This window comes from Thalassotalea montiporae (assembly GCF_053485855.1).
In genome coordinates this window covers 509,802-532,314 of sequence record NZ_JBQRUO010000001.1, presented here as the reverse complement: position 1 = coordinate 532,314, position 22,513 = coordinate 509,802, and the positions used below count along the sequence as shown (strand labels likewise).

18 protein-coding genes are annotated in these 22,513 nt (G+C 42.9%); 1 reads left to right on the top strand and 17 read right to left on the bottom strand.

The window, feature by feature from the left end; genetic code table 11:
* Positions 1 to 139: 139 nt before the first annotated feature.
* The 15 genes from ACSLUR_RS02215 to ACSLUR_RS02145 form a co-directional block, all read right to left on the bottom strand.
* The gene (locus tag ACSLUR_RS02215; RefSeq protein WP_448551400.1) at positions 140 to 928 is read right to left on the bottom strand and encodes a tetratricopeptide repeat protein; all 789 of its coding nucleotides are present in this window, start codon (positions 926 to 928) and stop codon (positions 140 to 142) included.
* 197 nt (positions 929 to 1,125) lie between these two features.
* A complete protein-coding gene (gene nqrM / locus ACSLUR_RS02210) occupies positions 1,126 to 1,347 on the bottom strand; it encodes a (Na+)-NQR maturation NqrM (protein WP_116014970.1) in 222 nt (73 codons plus the stop codon).
* 200 nt (positions 1,348 to 1,547) lie between these two features.
* A complete protein-coding gene (locus tag ACSLUR_RS02205) occupies positions 1,548 to 2,579 on the bottom strand; it encodes an FAD:protein FMN transferase (protein ID WP_448551398.1) in 1,032 nt (343 codons plus the stop codon).
* Between the two features lie 112 nt (positions 2,580 to 2,691).
* Complete coding sequence (nqrF, locus tag ACSLUR_RS02200; protein WP_115999136.1) at positions 2,692 to 3,915, bottom strand: NADH:ubiquinone reductase (Na(+)-transporting) subunit F; 1,224 nt, start codon at positions 3,913 to 3,915, stop codon at positions 2,692 to 2,694.
* A gap of 66 nt (positions 3,916 to 3,981) precedes the next feature.
* Entirely contained in the window at positions 3,982 to 4,605 is a 624-nt protein-coding gene (nqrE, locus tag ACSLUR_RS02195) for an NADH:ubiquinone reductase (Na(+)-transporting) subunit E (protein WP_115999135.1), read from the bottom strand.
* A 5-nt stretch (positions 4,606 to 4,610) separates the two neighbouring features.
* Positions 4,611 to 5,234 carry an NADH:ubiquinone reductase (Na(+)-transporting) subunit D gene (locus tag ACSLUR_RS02190; protein WP_115999134.1) on the bottom strand — a complete coding sequence of 208 codons (624 nt, stop codon included), beginning with the start codon at positions 5,232 to 5,234 and terminating at the stop codon, positions 4,611 to 4,613.
* Entirely contained in the window at positions 5,234 to 6,007 is a 774-nt protein-coding gene (locus ACSLUR_RS02185) for a Na(+)-translocating NADH-quinone reductase subunit C (protein WP_115999133.1), read from the bottom strand. The genes ACSLUR_RS02190 and ACSLUR_RS02185 overlap by 1 nt, the downstream gene beginning before the upstream one ends.
* Complete coding sequence (locus ACSLUR_RS02180) at positions 5,997 to 7,208, bottom strand: NADH:ubiquinone reductase (Na(+)-transporting) subunit B (protein WP_448551395.1); 1,212 nt, start codon at positions 7,206 to 7,208, stop codon at positions 5,997 to 5,999. The genes ACSLUR_RS02185 and ACSLUR_RS02180 overlap by 11 nt, the downstream gene beginning before the upstream one ends.
* 2 nt (positions 7,209 to 7,210) lie before the next feature.
* Positions 7,211 to 8,548, bottom strand: a complete 1,338-nt coding sequence (locus ACSLUR_RS02175; protein ID WP_448551393.1) for a Na(+)-translocating NADH-quinone reductase subunit A — start codon at positions 8,546 to 8,548, stop codon at positions 7,211 to 7,213.
* Positions 8,549 to 8,927: 379 nt separating this feature from the next.
* On the bottom strand, positions 8,928 to 10,118 hold the full coding sequence (gene fabV / locus ACSLUR_RS02170) for an enoyl-ACP reductase FabV (RefSeq protein ID WP_448551391.1): 1,191 nt from the start codon (positions 10,116 to 10,118) through the stop codon (positions 8,928 to 8,930).
* Positions 10,119 to 10,240: 122 nt separating this feature from the next.
* Complete coding sequence (locus ACSLUR_RS02165; RefSeq protein WP_448551389.1) at positions 10,241 to 11,338, bottom strand: TRAP transporter substrate-binding protein; 1,098 nt, start codon at positions 11,336 to 11,338, stop codon at positions 10,241 to 10,243.
* Between the two features lie 65 nt (positions 11,339 to 11,403).
* Positions 11,404 to 12,789, bottom strand: a complete 1,386-nt coding sequence (locus tag ACSLUR_RS02160; RefSeq protein ID WP_448552966.1) for a TRAP transporter large permease — start codon at positions 12,787 to 12,789, stop codon at positions 11,404 to 11,406.
* Positions 12,789 to 13,364: a TRAP transporter small permease subunit gene (locus ACSLUR_RS02155; protein ID WP_448551387.1), complete on the bottom strand. Its 576-nt coding sequence runs from the start codon at positions 13,362 to 13,364 to the stop codon at positions 12,789 to 12,791. The genes ACSLUR_RS02160 and ACSLUR_RS02155 overlap by 1 nt, the downstream gene beginning before the upstream one ends.
* Positions 13,365 to 13,571: 207 nt before the next feature.
* Positions 13,572 to 15,704: a S9 family peptidase gene (locus tag ACSLUR_RS02150; protein WP_448551385.1), complete on the bottom strand. Its 2,133-nt coding sequence runs from the start codon at positions 15,702 to 15,704 to the stop codon at positions 13,572 to 13,574.
* A 140-nt stretch (positions 15,705 to 15,844) separates the two neighbouring features.
* Entirely contained in the window at positions 15,845 to 18,838 is a 2,994-nt protein-coding gene (locus ACSLUR_RS02145) for a TonB-dependent receptor plug domain-containing protein (protein WP_448551383.1), read from the bottom strand.
* A 276-nt stretch (positions 18,839 to 19,114) separates the two neighbouring features.
* On the opposite strand from ACSLUR_RS02145, the gene ACSLUR_RS02140 reads away from it, so the two are divergent.
* Positions 19,115 to 21,352 carry a DPP IV N-terminal domain-containing protein gene (locus ACSLUR_RS02140; protein ID WP_448551381.1) on the top strand — a complete coding sequence of 746 codons (2,238 nt, stop codon included), beginning with the start codon at positions 19,115 to 19,117 and terminating at the stop codon, positions 21,350 to 21,352.
* 38 nt (positions 21,353 to 21,390) lie between these two features.
* Here ACSLUR_RS02140 and bolA read toward each other — a convergent pair whose 3' ends face one another.
* Both bolA and ACSLUR_RS02130 read right to left on the bottom strand, forming a co-directional pair.
* Positions 21,391 to 21,708, bottom strand: a complete 318-nt coding sequence (gene bolA, locus ACSLUR_RS02135) for a transcriptional regulator BolA (RefSeq protein WP_115999127.1) — start codon at positions 21,706 to 21,708, stop codon at positions 21,391 to 21,393.
* A 227-nt stretch (positions 21,709 to 21,935) separates the two neighbouring features.
* On the bottom strand, positions 21,936 to 22,487 hold the full coding sequence (locus ACSLUR_RS02130; protein WP_448551378.1) for an alpha-ketoglutarate-dependent dioxygenase AlkB family protein: 552 nt from the start codon (positions 22,485 to 22,487) through the stop codon (positions 21,936 to 21,938).
* Between the last annotated feature and the right edge of the window lie 26 nt (positions 22,488 to 22,513).

Here is a 22,513-nt window from a genome sequence, read left to right as displayed (position 1 = left end):
GAACCTAGCCGCTATGTAATCAGTAACTACTGAATGAAACTCGGTCTCTACCTTTATGTCTAATAGAATTGAAGAGAACATAAAAAAGAGCTTAACTGTATATTAATACAGTTAAGCTCTATCTAAAACTTAAAACTCATTATTTTATTCTTATAAATGGAAAGTCACTCAGCCCTTCTGCACCACCAGTAGAGTAACACCCAAATTGATTTTTACACTGACTGTTTGGTAACCGTGAGCCCAACGCTTTGGCAGGGCGTCGATAGAGTACTAGTTGCTCGGTTAGCACCTCTTCTATCGGCGGCGAAGTTATAGTAATAACTTCAGTTTCATCATGTGGCCATACCAAGCTACCATGTTCATTTTTAGCTAAGGGTTGGTTAGCTAGTGCTAGGGAAAGGTCAGGAAAGCTCTCCGCAGTGATAGGCTGTGATGTTTGAATTAGCTCAATCACGGCTGGCATATCAGGGTGATTATCTTGATAAGACTTGGCTAGATAGCTATCTGCTTTTACCAAGTCGTGCAAACCAAAATCTTTACTTAGGTAAGCAATACCTAGTAAAAAATTTGCGTTTTTATAATTTTTTTTGGCAGCGGTTTCTAAATAACGAACACCTTTGTTTAAATCTTTGAAACCTGGGTCACTGAGATAAACAAGACCGGCTTTATAGTGAGCGGCAATATCGCCGCCTTTTGCTGCTTTCTTATAATAATGCAGTGCTTTTTTGATATTAGCTTCTATACCATAACCCGCTTGATAAAGCTGACCCAACAAGCTCATAGCACCGGCATGACCGCGCGTTGCCGCTGCTTGATATTGTTTAAAATACTCAGCACAAGTGTCGGTATTACATTCAGTTAATTTACTCGCCTTGGCTTGAAATACCAGAGTACAAGTAACGATTAGTACTAAACTTAACTTATTCACATTTTTTTCCTTCTTAGTTAGCCTTCCTAGTTGGAAATACCCTTTCACAATACTAAAAATTGAACAAACAACAAGGTCACTAAAGCTCTATGTGATTGATGGCCGATTATTTGTGATCAGCCAAGATGTTATGGCTATTCGACGGGTATAAAAAAGGCCGCAAATGCGGCCTTTTCAGAGATTAGATGGTGTATTGCTTACAGCGTTTTAATATCAATGCTGTTTTTCGTCATAGCGGCTTTGCGCTCTCGCTCTTGACGTTTTTCGCAAGGGTTATCACAGTTACAGGCTTTATCGATCCCTAATGAGCCTAAACCACCGCAGCTGCCCGCCAATGATTTTTGCTGGAAGATATAGCCCACCGCCATTCCAGCAACGACTAACAAAAAGAAACCAAGCGTAATTAAAAATAATGTCATCATAATTCCAAGCTAACCCAAGCAATCGGTTGTGCCCAATAGCCCAGTATGTCTCACTGAACTATTTCAAAACTTAAAAACAGTGCGATTTTACCGCATTTGTTACATCAACACCATGTTCAGCGATGTTGCGCTTATAACTATTTAATACCTCTTTTAAAAAGCAATCTAACAGACTAAGTAACTAGTTTACCGACTGCCTATTTTAAAAACGGCATAAATTTCTTGGTATTGATCTCTTCAAAACCCTTATCGGTTTTACTGATCATCATTACCGCCAAGTCGTGCTTCTCAGCAAAAGCTAATCCCTTTTCTGGCCCCATTACCATAATGGCTGTTGATAAGCCGTCAGCGGTCATTGAAGACGGATGAATCACAGTCACCGACACTAAGCGATGATCAATCGGTTTACCTGTTTTAGGGTTAATAATATGCGAGTAACGCTTACCATCAACTTCAATATAGTTACGGTAATCACCTGAGGTGGCTACTGCGTTGTCTTGCGGCACGATCACTTGATGTACGCTACGCTCTGTGGTGATTGGTTTTTCAACCGCGATATGCCACAAGGTACCATTGGCTTTAAAACCTTTGAGGCGCATTTCACCGCCGATTTCTACCAAGTAGTGTTGAATGCCTTTGCGTTCAAGTAAATCAGCAACAACGTCAACACCCCAACCTTTGGCAATGGTCGATAAATCTAAATATACATCTGCTTGCGTTTTCGCTAAGCCCTGTTCAGTCAACAACAACTTGTCTAAGCCAATACGGGCAAAAGCTGCGGCCTGTTCTTCTGCTGACGGCACTTTTTCAGGTTTTAAGTCGGGACCAAAACCCCATAAGTTAACTAATGGCCCGACTGTAACATTTAGCATGCCATCGGTGATATCACCTAATCTCAATGCCTCGCTAACAACAGTTCTAAAGCCTGTTGAAATGATGGTTGGTTCGCTACCTTGGCCATTGTTGAATACTGTGATTTCAGAGTCTTGCTGATACGTAGACATCTGATTATTCACTTCTACTAAAGCTGCGTCTATATCTTGCTGTAACTGAGTTAGATCATACTGCGCTTGCTTGGCCACAACTTTGATATTGTAAGTCGTGCCCATCGTACGGCCTTGCAAATGAAATTCCTGTTTAGCGTCTTCTGACGGCGCAGGAAAACAGCCAGCAAGTAGCAAGGTAAATACTGATACAAGCAAAGTTGTTATAACAAGCTTAAACTTCATTTTATAAACCCTAAAATATGTCGATTGATACAAAAAGAGCGGCCAATGCCGCTCTTTAATAGGTTGCTAGCTAGATCACTAAATCACTCGCTAGCTAACCATGAAATATCGCTTAACCACCGAAGTCGTCAAGTAAGATATTTTCATCTTCTACACCAAGGTCTTTCAGCATGCCGATAACAGCCGCGTTCATCATTGGTGGACCACACATGTAGTATTCACAATCTTCTGGTGCTTCATGATCACGTAAGTAGTTTTCATAAAGAACGTTGTGAATGAAGCCAGTCATACCATCCCAGTTATCTTCTGGTTGCGGATCTGACAAGGCAACATGCCAGTCAAAGTTTTCATTTTCAGCAGCTAAGCCATTGAAATCATCTTCATAGAACATTTCACGCAATGAACGCGCACCGTACCAGAAAGAGATCTTACGCTTAGAGTTAAGACGCTTAAGCTGATCGAAAATGTGAGAGCGCATCGGTGCCATACCTGCACCACCACCGATAAATACCATCTCGTTGTCAGTGTCTTTCGCGAAGAATTCACCGAATGGACCTGAGATAGTCACTTTATCGCCAGCTTTTAAGCTCCAGATAAACGATGACATTTTACCCGCTGGTAAAGATAGGTTATTAGGCGGCGGCGTAGCGATACGCACGTTCAACATAATAATACCTTCTTCTTCTGGGTAGTTCGCCATTGAGTAGGCACGAAGCGTGTCTGTGTCAACTTTCGATTCAATATCGAAGAAGCCAAAACGCTCCCAGTCACCACGATATTCTTCTGGAATATCGAAGTCTTTGTATTTCACGTGATGCGCTGGTGCTTCAATTTGAATGTAACCACCGGCACGGAAAGGTACAGACTCGCCATCAGGGATCGCTAGTTTAAGCTCCTTGATGAAGGTTGCTTTGTTGTCGTTAGAAACAACAGTACATTCCCACTGCTGAACACCGAAGATTTCTTCTTCAAGTTCAATGTCCATGTCTTGCTTAACCGCAACCTGACATGATAAACGACAGCCTTCTTTCGCTTCACGCTTAGTAATGTGACCTAATTCAGTTGGTAGAATATCGCCACCACCTGAGTGAACGTGCACACGACACTGGCCACAAGTACCACCGCCGCCACACGCTGACGGTACAAAAATACCTTGGTCAGCTAATACGCCCAGAAGTTTGCCACCAGCACCTGCTGTTACCGCTTTTTCTGGGTCACCGTTAATTGAGATGGTTACATCGCCCGTTGATACTAACTTAGATTTGGCAAATAAAATTACCAAAACAAGTGCAACAACAATTGCTGTAAACATCGATACGCCGAGAATAATTTCCATCGACTTTTCCTTAGCACTTATCTTGAGAAGGCTTAGCTAAACGCTTCACCTTCTGCATTAATCTTATTACAACGAAATACCACCGAAAGATAGAAAGCCGAAAGCCATCAATCCAGCGGTAATAAACGTGATACCCAAACCTTTAAGGCCATCTGGTACATCAGAGTACTTCATTTTCTCGCGTAAGCCCGCAAGTAAAACAATCGCTAATGCCCAACCAATACCTGAACCGATACCGTAAACTACAGACTCACCTAAGGTTAGGTTCTTGGCAACCATAAAAGATACGGCACCAAAAATCGCACAGTTCACTGTAATTAACGGTAGGAAGATACCTAACGCGTTGTATAACGGCGGGAAGTACTTATCTAAAACCATCTCTAGAATTTGTACTAGTGCCGCGATCACACCGATAAAGGTAATGAATGATAAGAAGCTTAAATCGATAGACTCAGTTGGATCAGTAATACCCAACACTGCATCTAATGCACCTGGTGCCAAGATTGCTTGGTAGATAATTTGGTTAGCAGGTACCGCAATACCTAGTACCACAACTACCGCCACACCAAGACCAATCGCCGTGCTAACTTTCTTAGATACCGCTAGGAAAGTACACATCCCAAGGAAGAAAGATAACGCAATGTTCTCGATGAAAATGGTTTTAACTAAAAGTGATAAATAATGTTCCATCGTGCTTAGTCCTTCTCAACCTGCTCTGGCTTCCACTGGCGAATTGCCCAGATGATTAAGCCAATAATGAAGAATGACGAGAATGGTAGTACTAATAAACCGTTCGCTTGGTACCAACCACCGTTTTGAATTAACGGTAGGATTTCAATACCAAATAACGTACCGAAACCTAATAATTCACGGAAGAAAGCCACGGTAATTAGGATAAAGCCGTAACCTAAACCGTTACCAATACCATCCATAAAGCTCACACCTGGCTTTTCTTTCATCGCGAAAGCTTCAGCACGACCCATAACGATACAGTTAGTAATAATCAAACCAACGAATACCGACAGTTCTTTCGATAATTGGTATGAGAATGCTTTTAGTACCTGATCAACCACAATTACCAATGACGCGATAATCGCCATTTGCACGATAATACGCACACTTGATGGAATGTGGTTACGGATAATAGAGATAAATAAGTTAGAAAATGCTGTTACGAAAACAACCGCTAAGGTCATTACTAACGCATTTGCCATTGAGCTAGTTACCGCTAACGCAGAACAAATACCTAATACCTGTAAGGCAATTGGGTTGTTGTCTACGATCGGGGTAGTTAATACCTTTTTAGCTTCAGAAGCCATTAGTTAAGCCCTCCGCGATTTTTCTTGATGTAAGGCAAGTAGCCTTCTTCACCAAACCAGAATTGCAGTGTGCGTGTTACGCCGTTACTGGTTAATGTCGCACCAGATAACGCATCAACACCGTGCATGTCGCCAGATTTAGCGCCACCTTTTACAAGGTTTGCTTTAACAACATCGCCTTCGCCGTAAATTTTCTTACCTGGCCACATAGCGATCCACTTAGGGTTCATTACTTCCGCACCTAGGCCCGGAGTTTCTTTGTGATCAGAGTAGATTACGTTTTTCACTGTGTTTAAGTCAGCTTCAAGACCAACGTAACCAAACATTAAGTCCCATAGACCAGAACCTACGATTGGTAGTACTACAGTTTCAACTTCACCAGCACCGTTACGCACTAAGTAAACAACTGCGTCGTGTGAACGACGGTTGATACCAGCGATATCATTTTCAGGCTTGTCTGATTTTTGCGCATCACGAGAGTTACGACGCTCGTCAAACAACTCAGGGTTACCGTCAATATACTCACCTGAGTCAAGGTCGATCATTTTCGCTTCCACGAATTGATCGAACGTGCTGTTCACTGAGCTCTTATTCACTTTCTCTGGCAAAATACCAGCGGCTTCTAAGATCTTAGTTTGTTGATCAAGTGCTTTGTTGTCGATTTGCTTTTGTTTTAAGCCAACCGCTGCTGTTGATACAACCGCTGCACAAACAATACATACCGCTAAAACGAAGCCGACCGTTTTGCCAAAAGTTTCTTTATTAGCTGACACGTGCGATCCTCCGTTTAACATTGGCTTGCACTACAAAGTAGTCAAATAATGGCGCGAATAAGTTAGCGAATAAAATCGCTAGCATCATACCTTCAGGGAACGCTGGGTTAACCACACGTACTAGTACAACCATCACGCCAACTAAGGCACCGAACCAGTATTTACCAGTATTAGTAAATGACATAGTTACTGGGTCTGTTGCCATAAACATCATACCGAACGCGAAACCACCAACAACTAAGTGCCAGTACCAAGGCATTGCAAACATAGCATTAGTATCGCTACCAATCATGTTAAATAGCGTTGCTGTTACCGCCATACCTAGGAATACACTTAGTACGATACGCCATGAGGCAATACCTTTGTATAGGATGTATGCACCACCGATTAAAATAGCGGCAGTAGACACTTCACCCATAGAGCCTGGGATAAAGCCCCAGAATGCATCGAACCATGCTTGGTTCATGCTGTAGTCAATTGCGCCTACTTGTGCTGCTGCGCCCGCTGCTAAGTGCGTCGCACCAGAGAAACCATCAACAGCAACCCATACTGCGTCACCTGAGATTTCCGCTGGGTAAGCGAAGAATAAGAAAGCACGACCCGCTAGTGCTGGGTTTAAGAAGTTTTTACCTGTACCACCGAAGATTTCTTTAGCGATTACAACACCAAAAGTAATACCGATAGCCACTTGCCACAATGGAATTGAAGCAGGCAAAATCAAAGCAAATAGAATTGAAGTAACGAAGAAACCTTCGTTTACTTCGTGCTTTCGCACTGCCGCGAATAACACTTCCCAGAAACCACCAACGATGAACGTTGTTGCGTAGATTGGTAGGAAGAAACAAGCGCCGTACAGCATCATAGTAAACCAGCCAGCGTTTGCTGTTAGCTCACCACCTAGCATTTGGAATAAACCAACTTGCCATGAATCAGGTAATGCATAACCTGCTTGTAGTGCTTCAACGGCTTGGAAACCGATGTTGTACATACCAAAGAACATCGCAGGGAAAACCGCTAACCACACAGTGATCATAATGCGTTTTAAGTCGATGCTGTCACGAATGTGAGTTTTGCCTTTGGTGACGTAACCAGGGGTAAATAAACCCGTCGCTACGGCTTCATATAGGGCAAACCACTTCTCGTGTTTACCGCCTTTTTCAAAATGCGGCTCAATATCTTCAATAAACGTTTTTAAGCCCATGTCTAACCTTCCTTCTCAATCGTCGTCAGGCAGTCACGAAGTAATACGCCGTAATCTGTTTTGCCTGGGCAAACAAATGTACATAACGCTAAATCTTCTTCGTCTAGCTCTAGCGCACCTAACTGCTGTGCACTGTCAGTATCACCCGCGGCTAAATCGCGTAGTAATAAGGTCGGTAAAATATCTAATGGCATCACACGCTCATAGTTACCAATTGGCACCATGGCACGGCTTGAACCATTAGTGGTGGTTGTCATGTTAAACAACTTACCTTTAAAGAAGTGCGACATGTAAGCGCGAGTAACCGAGAACTTGTTCGGGCCTGGGTACATGTAACCGATGAATTCTTTTTCACGACCTTCAAGTAAAGCAACCACTTGGTTGTGGTAACGGCCTAAATAACCGTGAACAGTTTTTGCTGTTTGACCTTGTAATAAAGAGCCAGACACTAAACGTACTTCACCGTCAGTAGTTTCACCAGCAGCTAACTCATTAATGTTAGCACCTAGTACTGTACGTACTAAGCTAGGCTTTTTAGCCGCAGGACCAGCGAAAGAAACAACGCGGTTACTGTTTAGTTGACCTGTGGTGAATAACTGACCAAAGGCGATAACGTCTTGGTAGTTTAAGTGCCAAACAAACTTGTCAGCACCAACAGGCTTAAGGAAGTGAATATGAGTGCCAACAAGGCCTGCAGGGTGTTTACCAGCAAATTCGGTAACCACTTCGTTAGCATTAGTTGGAATATTAGCGCCAGGAGCTTTTGATACGAACACTTCGCCTTCAGTTAAGCGGCTAAGTACCACTAAACCTTGTTTGAACGCTTCTGTTTGCTCGTTAATAATAACTTCTGGATTCGCTGCTAATGGATTGGTATCCATGGCACTAACGAAAATTGCTGACGGTACAGCATCAATCGCGGGGATTTTACTGTATGGACGTGTACGCAATGCTGTCCATAAACCTGAGTTGACTAGGTTAGCAACAACATCTTCGCGTGCAATTGACGCAAGTTCATTAGCTGAGTAGCTGTTGAAGGTTTCTTGCTCGTCGCCATCTAATTCGATAACAACGGATTGCAAAACACGCTTCTCGCCACGGTTAATCTCGGTAACAACACCGGCTGCTTGAGCTGTGAATTTAACGCCAGGGTTCTTTTTATCTTCAAAAAGTACCTGACCTTTTTTAACACGGTCGCCTACTTTGACGTGCATAGTAGGGCGCATGCCCACAAACTCTTCACCCAATGTTGCAACGGTTTTGATGGACGGACCATCATGGATTACTTGCTGGGGAGCACCCTGTACAGGAACATCCAGACCTTTTTTGATTGTAATCATAAACACTTGCACTACTTTGACGGGAGTATAAAAACCAACTAACAATAATCTTGCTAAGCACGCTTATCGTTAAGTGATTTCAGTGTATTTCAGTGGTTTCACAGCCTTTGCATCGACTACCCGACGAAAATCAATAGATTATCAGCAGATAATTTCAACAAAAGTTATTAGCCACCAGACTTAAGTTAAAAATTTCAGCGGCGAATTTTAGCACGAAAAAAGAGTATTATGCTATCCGCGCTCGTCACTTTTCGTAACAAATATACGTAAACTACGGCCGACTCAGGTTAAATTCTAGTCAAGATATTAAAATATGCTGCCCATAAAAAAACCAGCTAATGAAATAGCTGGCTTTTTCAGACACTTAAAATATCAGTAGTTAACTCAGATGGTTAATCTCAGCCAATGGGCTAACATCTGCGTCGTAATCAACACCCTCAACCCCAAAACCGAATAGTTTCAGGAATTCTTGGTGGTAACCCACATAGTCGGTTAGCTCGTCGATTGTATCTGTTTCAACTTTATCCCAAATGGCTTGCACGCGATCTTGCACGCTATCTTCTAGCTCTTTGTAGTTCTGGCTTAAGCGGCCAGCTTCATCTAAACGCGGTGAGTCACCGTATAGGTTCTCACGGAAAAGATCTTGAATCTGTTCAATGCAGCCTTGATAGCTGCCATCGCCTTTCATCACTTTAAACATCGCTGAGATATAAAGCGGCATAATTGGAATTGCAGAACTCGCTTGCGTAACCACAGCGTTTAATGAGGTCACGTAAGCTTGACCAGCTAGGCTCGCTGTCGATGTATTAATCGCTTTGGCAGCGCGATCTAAATCTTCTTTCGCTTTACCTATGGTGGCATGTCCGTAGATTGGCCAAGTTAATTTTTTACCAATGTAAGTGTAAGCAGTGGTTTTAAAGCCTTCGGCTAACACACCAGCATCGCCTAAAGCCTTGATCCACAGTTCCCAATCAGCACCGCCCATGACATCAATGGTACCTTGAATTTCAGCATCATTCGCTTGTTCTACCGTAACCTCGTCAACGACGCGTTTTGACGTGTTTAAGTTCTTAGTCGTCACTGTTTCGCCAATTGGCTTCAACGTTGATGAGTAGACTTCGCCGGTATCTGGATCGGTGCGACGCGGCGATGCTAGTGAATAAATCACTAAATCTACTTGGCCTAAATCCGCTTTAATTGTTTCAATGGTTTTCGCTTTAATTTCGTGAGAAAACGCATCACCATTAATGTTTTTTGACCATAAACCCGCTTCATCTGCCGCTTTTTGAAAAGCCGCAGTATTGTACCAACCAGCACTGGCTGTTTTCTTTTCTGTTGGTGGTTTTTCAAAAAATACGCCTAAGGTTTTTGCACCGTTGCCAAATGCTGCGGTAATGCGCGACGCTAAGCCGTAACCTGTTGAGGCGCCAATCACTAACACATTTTTGGGTTTTTGCGCTGCTTGCGATTGGCTTTTTACATAGGCGATTTGCTCTTCAACATGAGCTGCACAGCCTGTTGGGTGGGCATTTGTACAAATAAAACCACGGATTTTCGGTTGAATAACCATAAGAAACCTTTGTTAACCTTGTTCTGATCATTATTTTTAAAATTGCTGCCTAGTGTACCTGTCTTTGCAGTAAAAGAGGTACGAGCAGCAATTTTCAATGAGTTATTTAGGGCGTATTGAACTTATCGATTGTTTAAGTACTGCTTTAACGTTGTATCGTGATACTGACGAATAGACGCCATAAATTCGCTGTATGATTGCCAAACACGTGCAAAATCCTTGTCAGCCACGACTTGCTCGTTAATCACCTCATCAGTATGCGCTTTTAAGCCGGCCAACACGGACTCAGGCAAGGTGCGCATTTGCACATTGTGCTTTTCAATTAACGTCTGCATTGCCGCATTATTGCGGGCATTGTATTCATCTAACGTGTCTTCATTAACGGCTCTAGCCGCGACTTCAATTATTTTTTGTAAGTCTTTTGGCAGCGCTGAAAACGCTTTTTCATTGATCAGAAACTCTAAGCCCGTGCCTGGTTCATGCCAAATTGAAGAGTAGTAATATTCAGCCGCTTGATAAAAGCCAAAAGCTAAATCATTGTATGGGCCAACCCATTCAGTGGCATCAATCGCACCGCTTTGCAGTGACGAGAATATTTCACCACCAGTTAATGTGACTGGAATTGCACCAGCGCGTTTTAGCACTTCACCACCAAGGCCGGGAATACGCATTTTCAAGCCTTCTAAGTCTGCCATTGAATTAATTTCTTTTTTAAACCAACCTGCAAACTGCGCTCCTGAATTACCACCTGCCAGCGGAATGATGCCGAATGGTTTGTAGAGCTCTTGCCATAGTTCAAGACCACCGCCATGATGTAACCAAGCGTTTAATTCAGTGGCAGTCATACCAAATGGAATAGCGCCAAAAATAGGTGACGCTGGAATTTTACCTTTCCAGTAATACGAGCCTGAGTGCCCCATTTGGACTGTACCTTGCGAAACTGCATCGAATACTTCAAACCCTGGCACTAGCTCGCCAGCGCCATAAACCTGAATGGTTAATCGGCCATCGCTCATTTCACCAACCATCGCAGCGAATTTCTCTGGCGCAACACCTAAACCGGGAAAGTTCTTCGGCCAAGAGGTCACCATTTTCCATTGGAAAGTTTGTTGCGTTGCTAAGCTCTGTGAGGATGCGGTTGTGGTTGCTTGCTCACCGCATCCAGCAAGTAATACCACTAACAAGATACTAGAGAAAAAATAAGAGAGAATACGCTGCATGTTTTGTCCTTGTTTTAATTTTTCATTAACCCTATGTCTGCCGTGAATTAATATTTAGCCCTAAATTAGCCATACATTATTTGAGGCAGCCAAGTTACCAAATGTGGCCAGATTGCCAAAATAATCAGCAGTAACAGTTGAATCGCAATAAACGGAATAACGCCGCGATAAATGTCTGCTGTTTTGACTACTTTATCGGCAACACCGCGCAAATAAAACAGGGCAAAGCCAAAAGGTGGTGTTAAGAAGGAGGTTTGTAGGTTAATCGCAATCATGATCCCCAGCCAAATTGGGTCTAGCCCCATCATTAATAGCACTGGCGCAACGATTGGAATAACAACAAAAGTGATTTCAATAAAATCGAGAATAAAGCCCAGTAAAAAAATCACCAACATGACGATTAATGTCGCGCCAAGCACACCACCTGGCATTTGTTGGAAAAAGCCATGCACCAGTTCTTCGCCACCGAAGCCGCGAAACACCAGTGAAAAAAGGCTAGCGCCAATTAAAATCAAAAACACCATAGAGGTAATTTTAACTGTGCTGTCCATTACAGCTTGCAAGTTGACCTTGCTTAATTGACCTTGTATCAAAGCCAATAACAAAGCGCCCATAGCGCCTACCCCCGCCGCTTCAGTGGGCGTTGCAAAACCAAATAATATTGAACCTAACACAGCAATAATCAAAAACAATGGCGGTAAAAGCGCTGTTAACATCAATCGGCTCAGCGATTGCTGCTGATCCAATTCATCAATATCTTCTTTCGCAACTTTCGGCGCAGCTTTAGGATTAAAAATAGCAACCGCAAGGCAATAGCCAATATAAAGCGCAACAAGCAGCACCCCAGGAACTACTGCACCGGCGAAAAGCTCCCCTACCGACACAGTTTCTGGACTGAAAATCCCCATTTTTAGCTGCGCCTGCTGGTAGGCACTGGAAAGCACATCACCCAATAACACCAGTGCTATTGATGGCGGAATAATTTGTCCAAGCGTCCCTGTTGCACAAATAATGCCTGTTGAGAACTTAGGATCGTAGCCGCGTTTAAGCATTGTCGGCAGTGATAATAACCCCATAGTAACGACTGTCGCCCCCACTATACCTGTACTGGCCGCCAGCAACATTCCCACTAACGTGACCGCAATAGCTAACCCGCCTTGAAAGCGCCCCATTATTAACGACATTGCCGTTAATAAGTTTTCCGCTATTTTTGCCCGCTCCAGCATTGCCCCCATAAACACGAAAAGTGGCACGGCTAGCAAGGTTTGATTATTTATCACGCCATACAATCGACTTGGCAAAGCATTTAGAAATAAAGGTTCAAAAACTCCAGTAGCGACGCCAAAACCAGCAAAAATCAAAGCGACACCCGCTAGTGTTAGCGCAACGGGATAGCCAATGAGTAAAATCAGGCAAACGCAAACAAACATCAATAAAGGGATATAGCTCATCATAATTTATCCCCTTGTTGGCTTTGTGATTGTGTATCACTGTTGCCATCTGATTGCTCCCGCGCTGACTCATCACTTAACAGCGTTTTTAAATTGCGAATAGTCTCAGCTATTCCTTGCAAGCCAAATGTTATAGCAAATAACCAGAGATACGTTTTACTGAGATAAACAAACGGCAAACCACCGGCTTCAGACGATTTTTCGGCAATACGCCAAGACGTTAAGATGTAATCGAAACTGACAATAAAAACAAAAATAACCACAGGAAGTAACAGGATTAGCGTGCCCATTAGGTTAACCAGCGCTTTTTGTTTGGCAGTGTAACCTTGGTAGAAAATATCCACTCGGACATGACCATCAGCTTTTAAGGTGTAAGCTGCACCCAACATAAACACTAAGCCATGGAGATAAAGTACAGATTCTTGCATGGCAATCCAGCCAATATTGAATCCATAACGCAACACAACAATGGCAAAGGTGAGCACCACCATCAACAAGGTTAACCACCGAATAACCGCACCAAAACCGGCAGTTATGCGATCTATCATGGCCAAAAACACCGTTAAGCCGTTCATCTCCCCTTCTTACTCCCTACCTATTCTTTTTCTAGTATTCTTATTTTAGTAGGGCTAGTAATATCAGAAACACGTTAGAAAACAAATGTAAAAATGCCTAATCAAGCTGATTGACCAGCTGATTAGGCAGAGATAGATTCATCGCTAGTTCGCTATACGGGGGTGGTTACTTTCACTATGTAAAACAAACTGCTTATCGTGTTATGGCTAATCTTTTTGACGCTTTGGAATTGGCTCATGTGAGTAGGCTTTATTAAAGATATAGCGATTAAACCATTCAAGCTCTTTGTTAATCTTGAACAATCGGTTTTTGGGTTTGCGAAAACCGTGTGGCTCGCCCGTTGCGATATAAAGCTCGGTATCGACACCGTTATCTCGAAGGCCACGAAATAGCATCTTTGATTGTGTCGAAGGCACCCTGACATCTTTTTCCCCAACAAAAATTAAGGTCGGGGTTTTTACTTTCCAAAGCTCACTAATGACTGAATTATTGCGATATGTATCAATTGGCGCATTTTTCTCCCATGGCTTACCACCAAACCACCAAGTTCGCATATATGCTGCATCAGTTTCACCATACATAGACATCCAATCAACCGCGCCAGCACCAGAAGAGGCTACTTTGAATCGGTCAGTGTGGGTGATCATTTTGTTAGTCATATGACCACCCGCACTCCAACCCATTTTAACCAGTTTATGCTGGTCTGCTAGCCCCTCTGCGATTAGAAAATCGACACCAGCCAACACATCTAAATGGGCGTTTCTAAAGTAGCCTCCAACCATATCTCTAAGAAATTCATCGCCGTAACCCGTACTACCGCGATGGTTAACCATCAAGATACCATAACCATTAGCTGCCAACACAGGCAGATAATCAGAGGTACTCCATAATCCAAATTGATCTGAACTGCGAGGACCGCCATGTGTTTGAACAACTAACGGGAAAGCATTCCCTTCCTTGTGATTAAGGGGAAACGTCAGCAAACCTTCAATAATTTGCCCATCATGGCTAGGCCAGCTGATTTTTTGCTGTTCTGGAAGCTGGTACTGCTGGGAAATATTTTGGTGATGCTTAGTTAAACGTTTTGATTTCAAGCCTTGTTGAACATCAGAAAAGCTATTTTCATGCTTTACTAATTGCCAAAAATCCCCTGGTTCAGTAGCACTTCGCTTTTCAATAATATGGCGGTCAAGTGACGATTGATAAAACCAATCATCTATCGTCCAATCACCAACAGTCAGCTGGATAATTTTATTATTACGGATATTAACCTGATGCAAATGGCTACTTACCCCAATATTGGCAACGAAGAATACATAATTAGCGTCGGCAGCCCATTCAACCTCTTCAATTTCACCAGCAAAATTTTGGCTCAATAAGCGGCTCGTTTGCTGCTCAACATCTAAGACAAATAAATTACTGTTGTAGTATTGTTCCTTCTGACCATTAACCGTCGCCGTGTAGATAACCATTTTACCGTCAGCTGATAAGCGGCCATTGCGCTCAAAGTAATGATTATTAGTTAATCGTCTTTCGCTTTTATCTGCTAAATTCAATAACCAAAGCTCTGCTTGATGGCGCTGGTCCAATAACTTGCCTGGCGCTTTACTCAACAATACGGTTTCGCTGTCATTCGCTAACTGATAATAAACAATTGAGCTACTAGCTTGCGTCAGCTGTTCGACCTTTCCTGATGATAAGGCAATTCGCCACAGAGCATTTTTATCTTTGGGGTCTTCAAATGCTGTAATAATGGCTTTATTTTTTTTTGCCTTTTGCTGCTCATTAGAAAGTGACGGTCGAGCCGTGAAATACAAGTATTGCCCATCAGGAGACCAAGTTAGATTGCTAGGACTAACCTCAAGCTTACTCAATCTATAAGCCTCGCCACCATCAAGATGCATTACGTACAGCTGACGGCTTTTGTCTTTGCCGCGTCGAGTAAAAAAAGCAATTTGCTGATCGTCAGGGGATAGCACTAAATTACTTACTGAATCTCGACCAAACGTTAATTGGCGGCTTGCGCCAGTTGCTTCTTGAAATCGCCATACCTGATTCACCCAGCGATTCCCTTGCCAATCGAGTTTATTTTTCAAATACAGTAAGCTTCGGCCATCACTGGTTAATCGTGCATTGCGAACTTTGCTCAATTCAAGCACATCTGAAATACTCATCGGTTTGGTGAAAGCTTTTGTTGACGAACGCGATTCGAGCGCACTCTTTTCTGGAATAGTGTTCAGCGCTCCTACCGATGGCTCTGGCGTTGCTAGCGCATTGGCGGTACAAGCGGTCAAAAAGACTGACCATAACACTATGATTAGCTGATGAAACTTAAACATAATTTGCTACTCGATAAATTTTCTCTAGGTGTTAGCAGCCAGCTGAGTGACGTATAACCATAGAAAGACTGGGTAATAAGAAAAAGTGGATGCCTAAATCAAATTGGCAAGCTGGCTAGCGAACGCTAGCCAGCCAAGTTTTAGAAGGTTAGGTTTACACGAGCGTAGCCATAACGTCCGCGATAGCCAAAGGCGTCGGCAACATTATGTGAACCACCCGCCTCGGTATCACCAGTTGGCAGGAATGGCCCTTCATTGTCAAAGACATTATTTAAACCAACCGAGAAGCGGGCTTTAACATCGTTGAACTGGTGCGTGTACGACAAAGTGAAGTTGTGAAAGAACTCTTCATCAATATCAAGAAATAGAGGTTTTTCCGGCGCTGTAGCATTTGGATTACTGACCAGAGCTTCTTGATGGTCAGCAATAGCATCTTCATACGCACCTTTGAGTTCGTTACTATCAAAACTAGAGCCGTAATAAATGGTACGCCAGCTGACACGCCAATCATCGTAACGCCAAGTTAGACTTAAACGACCTCGATCTTCAAACTTCTCATTTACTAGTTCACCTTTTTGATCATCAATGATTTGGCCGTCCAAACCTTCGGAGGTCAACACGTGCTTGATCAAGTGAGTATGTAAGTAACGTACCTCCAGCTCTCCAGGTAACCCCAGACCATCAAGCTCAAACTCGTAGTTAACTTGATAATCCACACCGCTACTTTCTAGCGAATTCAAATTAAATTGGCGCTGAATAATATTGGTTAGCTGGCCATCTTCGGCGTTTCTGCTGATATCTTGGCAAAATGGATTATCTGCCCCAAAGCTGTCGCTGTCATAGCACTGGCGTAAAATATCAGAGTTCGAGTATGAATCGATCACATCAGTGATTTCGACGTTGTAATAGTCTGCTGCAAAACTAAAACCTTCGAGATAAGACGGCTGCCAGACAAAGCCTATAGTGCGCGTATCAGCTTTTTCTTCTTTAAGGTTTAAATTACCGGCATTTGGTGAAGAATGGCTGCCACTGTCCTCTTCATACACACCAAGCTCTGCGATTGTTGCTGCAATACCAGGATTAGAACGGCAATTATCGGCAATACGGCCTGTTGTATTGGCATCAACACCATCACAAATATCAGTAAACGAATCTACATCACCGCGTGGTGGTGAAAATAGCTCGGTTAAATCTGGTGCGCGTAACGCTCGTTGAAATGAGGTGCGAATATTAAGTTCTTCAATCGGTTGCCATTGCAAACCAGCACCAAAACTAACAACAGTACCAATATTGTTAATGCTATAGTCAGCAACACGAACCGATAAATCTGAACTAAGGCGTTCAACCGCAGTTATGCCTTCTACTAACGGAATTGAAACTTCTGCAAAGATTTCTGTGACATTGTAGTCACCGTCAAATGCTGGCACATGGCCTGATGAATGGCCACCACGCTGATTTAGGTCATCTGGGTTAAGCTCCATTTGGTCTTTGCGATATTCGAAACCAAATGCCGCGCCAACAGTACCTGCTGGCATTTCAAATAAGTCTCCAGCCATATAACCTTGCACCGTAAACTGCTCGACAATTGCTTCTTGTGCAAGGTTAGCACGTATATAATCTGCCGCTTCTGGGGTAATTGAGCCACGACCAAATAAATTAACGGGTACACAACCATTGGCACGTGCATCAGCGTCTGCACACTGGATTGTGCCATCTGCGAGTTGTTCAGCATTTAAACCATTGCGCAAGTTAACAATATCAATTTCGTTAAAGCGCACTTGCTCTTGCTTATAGCGACCATAACCAACTGAGGTTTCCCAATCCCACTGCCCGTTGAAAGCTGTACCACTGATACCACTCCAAAAACGAGTCGTTTGACGCTCATTTTCAGTAAGTTGGCGGCCAACTTCGACGAATCGGCGATCCCAGCGAATGCCTCGACTTGATTCAGCATCAATAATCACTTGTGGGGCAAATGGATTGTCCAATGAAATTCGACCAGCATCAAAGTCTGTGGCAGCAAAGGTTACTGGGTCGATAAGTGGATGGTTGTCATTGTAGTCATCCCCTTCAGGTTCACGCTGGTTATTCGTGTCAATGTCAGAGTGAATCAAGGTTGCAAATGCTTTAATATCTTCCGTAATTTGGTAACTGCCCTTAAGCGCCAAGTTTAGGCGGTCACGAGCACCGTCTAAATCATCCTCAATACGAAAGTCATAACCGTCGCGATCGCCTTCAAAATCTTCACGCAAGCCATTCTCGTCATACCAAAAATTACTGCCATCAAAGCGCCCACCATCGGGGTCTGAGCTTAAACTGCCGTATTGATCTGGTGTGATATCGGCAACGGGGATACGGTCACCTAACATGTTAACAAAAGTATTCACACCATCGTCATATTGATAGTCAGCCTGAATTAATGAACGAGGTACATTGCGAGCGCGAATTGCCGTTTCCTTGTCATAATTAAGTGAAGCAAAAATATAACCTTTGTCGTTAGCAAAGCTGCCGCCCCAGCTTATATCAAAGGTATAATCTTCATTAGATAAACTGTTACTGCGCCCTGCTCTAGCATCGATTTCAAAGCCTTCTTGGTTGTTTTCAGTAATGATATTAACTACACCAGCAACCGCATCGGAACCATAAACTGCCGATGCCCCACCGGTAATCACTTCCACTTTATCAACGAAACTAGATGGAATGGTTCCCAAGCTAACCCGATTACCATTAGCACTGTTCGAGACGGTGCGACGTCCATCAATTAGCACTAATGTTCGGTTATCACCTAAGCCACGTAAATTGGCAGTATTTAAACCCGAGTTTTGAATACTCGTGGTCGATGTAGATGAGCTGATGCCAGCAACAGCTGATGGAACTTCAAACAATACATCGGCGATATCGTTACTGCCGATAACATCTATATCGTCTTTATTTAAACCGACCAAAGGCATCGGCATGGCAAACTCATAGCGTTTAATCCGTGAGCCGGTAATTTGAATTTTCTCTACTTCTTTCTCAGTGGCTTCGTTTTGAGACTCTGATTGTTGTGCGAATGCGCTTGGTAAGCTAGTAAAAGTAATGAGTGGCGTTAGTATCGCAGCAGTAAGAGTGCTTAGCTTGAATTTTGCTTCCATCTTGTTATTTCCCAAGTGTGTAATCGTTATTATTGTCGCTAGCTGAGCCCTTATAACAGTCCACATCACTTACTCAACTTTGAGCTTTTTTCAGTGGTTTAATTACAGGAATTGTTTTTGAAGGTATGTTAGGTAAATTTTCTCAGCATAAATAGCGCTCAATATTCTTATAGAGAAAACAGAATTTTAAAAAAAGAATAGACAGCTCGTTTTTTTCACCTTTTAATATCTATTTAATCTCTATTTTCTTATTTTTACTGGGCTTTACGCCATTTTATGACAATAACTAGCAGTACATCATTTACAGTCGGTTCTTACACCGTTATTCCTGAAGATCATAGTGTTCAGAGCGAACAGGGTGATATTGAATTATTACAACCCAAGTTTATTGAAGTACTCGCCTATTTAGCCCAAAACTATCCGAACCTAGTAAGCCGTGATGAGTTAATTGAGAATATATGGGATGGCAACAGTTATGTGGGTGAAAAAGCACTGACTAACGCCGTTTGGCACATTCGACAAAAGCTTCACCAAAATGATGATGAATATATCCAAACCGTGCGCAAAGGTGGTTACCGACTATTACATCAGCCCCACTACCTTACTAGTGAACAACTTGTGGGTGTTAAATCATCGCAGTTAAGCGAGCAATTACCAGAACAATTCAATGAATATCGAAGTGAGCATTCTGGAAAAGAAAGTTCTAACAATCACAACACCTCAATCCACCATAGTATTAAACAGCTGGGTTGGCGGCTAACAACTATTGCACTTATTATAGTTATCGCCCTGTCATGGTCCTATACATATTGGCATAGCGCTCCATCTTCGGTTCCCAAAATCACTTCACTGACTTCGCTACCTGGCCGTGCTATTTACCCTGCAACTTCACCTGATGGCCGCTACCTCGTTTATTACTGGAAACAAGCAAACAGCGCGCCTGATTTATACCTTAAAGATCTATCGCAGCCGAGCTTGGCCCCTGAGCAACTGACGTTCGACACTGACAGAGAATCAAAGCCAGTTTGGGGAAAACTAGGAAAGTTTATCTACTTTGTCCAAAAGTCTTGGCAAAAAGATCGCTGCCACATTGTGAAACTCGATCTGCAAACTAAGGGACAAACAAAGCTAGCCAGCTGTAAACCGCAAGTAAACGGTGCAATCTCTATTTCCAATAATGGTCAGCTATTAGCCTTTAACGGTATCGACACCAATAACGAAGACGTTGGTATTTATTTACTCGATTTAACCTCAAAAAACGCAAGACCAGAGCGGATTTCATGCCAAACCAATTGTGAATACTCTGATCGCGACGCAGTTTTTTCGCCAGATGATCGCATACTGGCTTTTACAAGGCGTGCTCAGCCATATGAGGAAGATATCTTTCTGTATGATCGTATTAACAACCAGGCTGAGCGACTAACTACAGGTCAAACTGACATCCATGGTATGGCCTGGCATCCATCTGGCCAACACATAGTTTACAGCGCCGAAATAGCAAACCAACGAGATGGCTACATTCTTGATATAAAAACAAGCGAGGTTAGCAAGCTCAACGTACCAGGTTTTAGCTTTCCATCTTTTGTTGCTAACACTAGTCGTGTTGTCTATCACGACTGGCAGCTAAATAGCTTCATTGGCAGTTTATCGCTGGCTGAACAAGTACTTTCTGTTCCTTTTCCAATTTTACAGTCTAGGTTCAACTACAAAGATGTGGATTTTTCTGAGCAACGTCAGCAAATAACCTATGTTTCGAATGAATCGGGGAATAATGAAATATGGTTTGCCGATAGCGACGGAACCAATCGCAAGCAATTGACCAATCTCGCTAAGAATGTTTCGGTTCCGCGTTGGTCGCACCAAGGTGATAAAATTGCCTTTTTGGTACGCGACAAAGCCAGTGCCCGTAATGCAGTATATGTTATTGATATCAAGACCAAACAGGTCACTCGAATTAATAGTCGATTAAATAGCTTTGGAACGCCTAGCTGGATGCTAGAGGATCGTAGCTTGCTAGTAGAAGCTTTTGATGATGCAAGTGAGAAGGCACAACTCTATCGGCTGACATTAGATGGGCAAGCGGAAGTGCTAATTGAAGTCGAAGGTATCTATGCAGTGCAAAGCTCAGTTAATGAAATTTGGTACAGTGTTGATGACCAAGGCCTTTATCGCTTGAGCATAAAAGACATTCCCAATCAGCTTGAATCAAGTGCTGACATTAAGCAAGCTGAGTTAATCATTTCTGGCGAACAACTAGCCAGCGACTATAGTTGGTTAGTTAGTGGAAACTATATTTATTTTTTACAAAATTTCGCCAACCACCAAGAAGTAGTGTTATTTGACCTCAGCAGCAACACAAAACAAACACTGCTAAAAATGCCTTTACGTACGTTAGATCGTAATACACCGCTTAGTATTAACCAGCAGCAGCAACAATTAATTTTTAGTCAGAGTCAATCAATGAATGTTGATATCAAGATGTTGGAGCATCCCCTGCTAAGTCAATACGAGTAAGAACGCGATTAGCTAATAGCAGGGGGGCAGAAAAAAGATTAGCGTTTGCTGCCACCAAGGCAAGCTGGTGAGAGCGGAACGTTGTCGGCGTAATAGTCTTGCCACTCCTTTTCCGTATAGGTATGCAGAGCTAAGGCGTGGATATGCTCAGACAGCTCAGTTGCGAGTACTTGATTGATCGCTCGGTGGCGTTTGATTAAGCGTTCGCCTTCAAAATTCTTAGAAACAATAATCACTTTAAAATGGGATTCACTACCTGGCGCAACATTGTGTTGATGGCTTTCATTAACCACATCTAAATGCAATGGAGAGAAGGCTGAAAGCAATTTTTGCTCGATTGTTGTTGCTATATTCATATTTTTTCCCTTAGTAAACAAACAATGGTAATACACTGTTTTTATTTTATTTTTCACCTTTGTTAGCGAGTACGTGTTTACTCTAAGTCTAGTTTGTCCCGCTTTAAGTGCCAGCCGTTTGGTGTTTGAAATGCGCCAAATACAATTAACTTACTAGCAGACAAGGCAATTTAGTTTCGGCTTTTGTCTGAGCGAGCAACACGCTGATCTGATGCCAAGATAAAGCGCTACGGCACTACAATTTGCCGAAAGGTTAAGTTAATGCGCGGCGATTTTACGCGCTTTGTTTTGGCGATACAATGCTGCCAATAATGCTGAGTTTCGCCCGCCATCAGTAACAAACTACCGCTACTTAAAGGCACAGTCAGTTTTTCATTTTGCGCTTTGTGCTTTAGCTGAAAGTCGCGTTTCGCCCCCAGTGAAACAGAAGCGATCACTGGATTTATGCCTAATTCCGCTTCATCATCACTGTGCCAGCTCACACTATCATTACCATCGCGATACAAGTTAGCTAAACAGCTATTAAAAGAACAACCACTGTAGGCCTCTACTGCTTGTTTAACTTGCACTAAGGTCGATGTCCAAGGTAGAGCATTTAATGTCAGCCCAGAATAAGTGTAGGCTTGTTGGTTGTCACCGTACCAAGCTTGTAGACGCGGAATAGTAATTTGGCGGCCATAAACAAAAATATCATCCTGTCGCCATGCAAGCTCTTGGTACAGTTGCTCAAAAAGCTGTTGTGCTTGTTGCATTCCATAGAACTGTGGCTCAAAGGTCAACGTGGCATTGGGGGCAGTAATGTTAA

What these genes read in the sequence shown, in the direction of transcription:
- nqrM (WP_116014970.1), bottom strand. Translation starts at nt 1,347, where the DNA reads ATGACATTATTTTTAATTACGCTTGGTTTCTTTTTGTTAGTCGTTGCT.
- ACSLUR_RS02205 (WP_448551398.1), bottom strand. Translation starts at nt 2,579, where the DNA reads ATGAAGTTTAAGCTTGTTATAACAACTTTGCTTGTATCAGTATTTACC.
- nqrF (WP_115999136.1), bottom strand. Translation starts at nt 3,915, where the DNA reads ATGGAAATTATTCTCGGCGTATCGATGTTTACAGCAATTGTTGTTGCA.
- nqrE (WP_115999135.1), bottom strand. Translation starts at nt 4,605, where the DNA reads ATGGAACATTATTTATCACTTTTAGTTAAAACCATTTTCATCGAGAAC.
- ACSLUR_RS02190 (WP_115999134.1), bottom strand. Translation starts at nt 5,234, where the DNA reads ATGGCTTCTGAAGCTAAAAAGGTATTAACTACCCCGATCGTAGACAAC.
- ACSLUR_RS02180 (WP_448551395.1), bottom strand. Translation starts at nt 7,208, where the DNA reads ATGGGCTTAAAAACGTTTATTGAAGATATTGAGCCGCATTTTGAAAAA.
- ACSLUR_RS02175 (WP_448551393.1), bottom strand. Translation starts at nt 8,548, where the DNA reads ATGATTACAATCAAAAAAGGTCTGGATGTTCCTGTACAGGGTGCTCCC.
- fabV (WP_448551391.1), bottom strand. Translation starts at nt 10,118, where the DNA reads ATGGTTATTCAACCGAAAATCCGTGGTTTTATTTGTACAAATGCCCAC.
- ACSLUR_RS02165 (WP_448551389.1), bottom strand. Translation starts at nt 11,338, where the DNA reads ATGCAGCGTATTCTCTCTTATTTTTTCTCTAGTATCTTGTTAGTGGTA.
- ACSLUR_RS02160 (WP_448552966.1), bottom strand. Translation starts at nt 12,789, where the DNA reads ATGAGCTATATCCCTTTATTGATGTTTGTTTGCGTTTGCCTGATTTTA.
- ACSLUR_RS02155 (WP_448551387.1), bottom strand. Translation starts at nt 13,364, where the DNA reads ATGAACGGCTTAACGGTGTTTTTGGCCATGATAGATCGCATAACTGCC.
- ACSLUR_RS02150 (WP_448551385.1), bottom strand. Translation starts at nt 15,704, where the DNA reads ATGTTTAAGTTTCATCAGCTAATCATAGTGTTATGGTCAGTCTTTTTG.
- ACSLUR_RS02145 (WP_448551383.1), bottom strand. Translation starts at nt 18,838, where the DNA reads ATGGAAGCAAAATTCAAGCTAAGCACTCTTACTGCTGCGATACTAACG.
- ACSLUR_RS02140 (WP_448551381.1), top strand. Translation starts at nt 19,115, where the DNA reads ATGACAATAACTAGCAGTACATCATTTACAGTCGGTTCTTACACCGTT.
- bolA (WP_115999127.1), bottom strand. Translation starts at nt 21,708, where the DNA reads ATGAATATAGCAACAACAATCGAGCAAAAATTGCTTTCAGCCTTCTCT.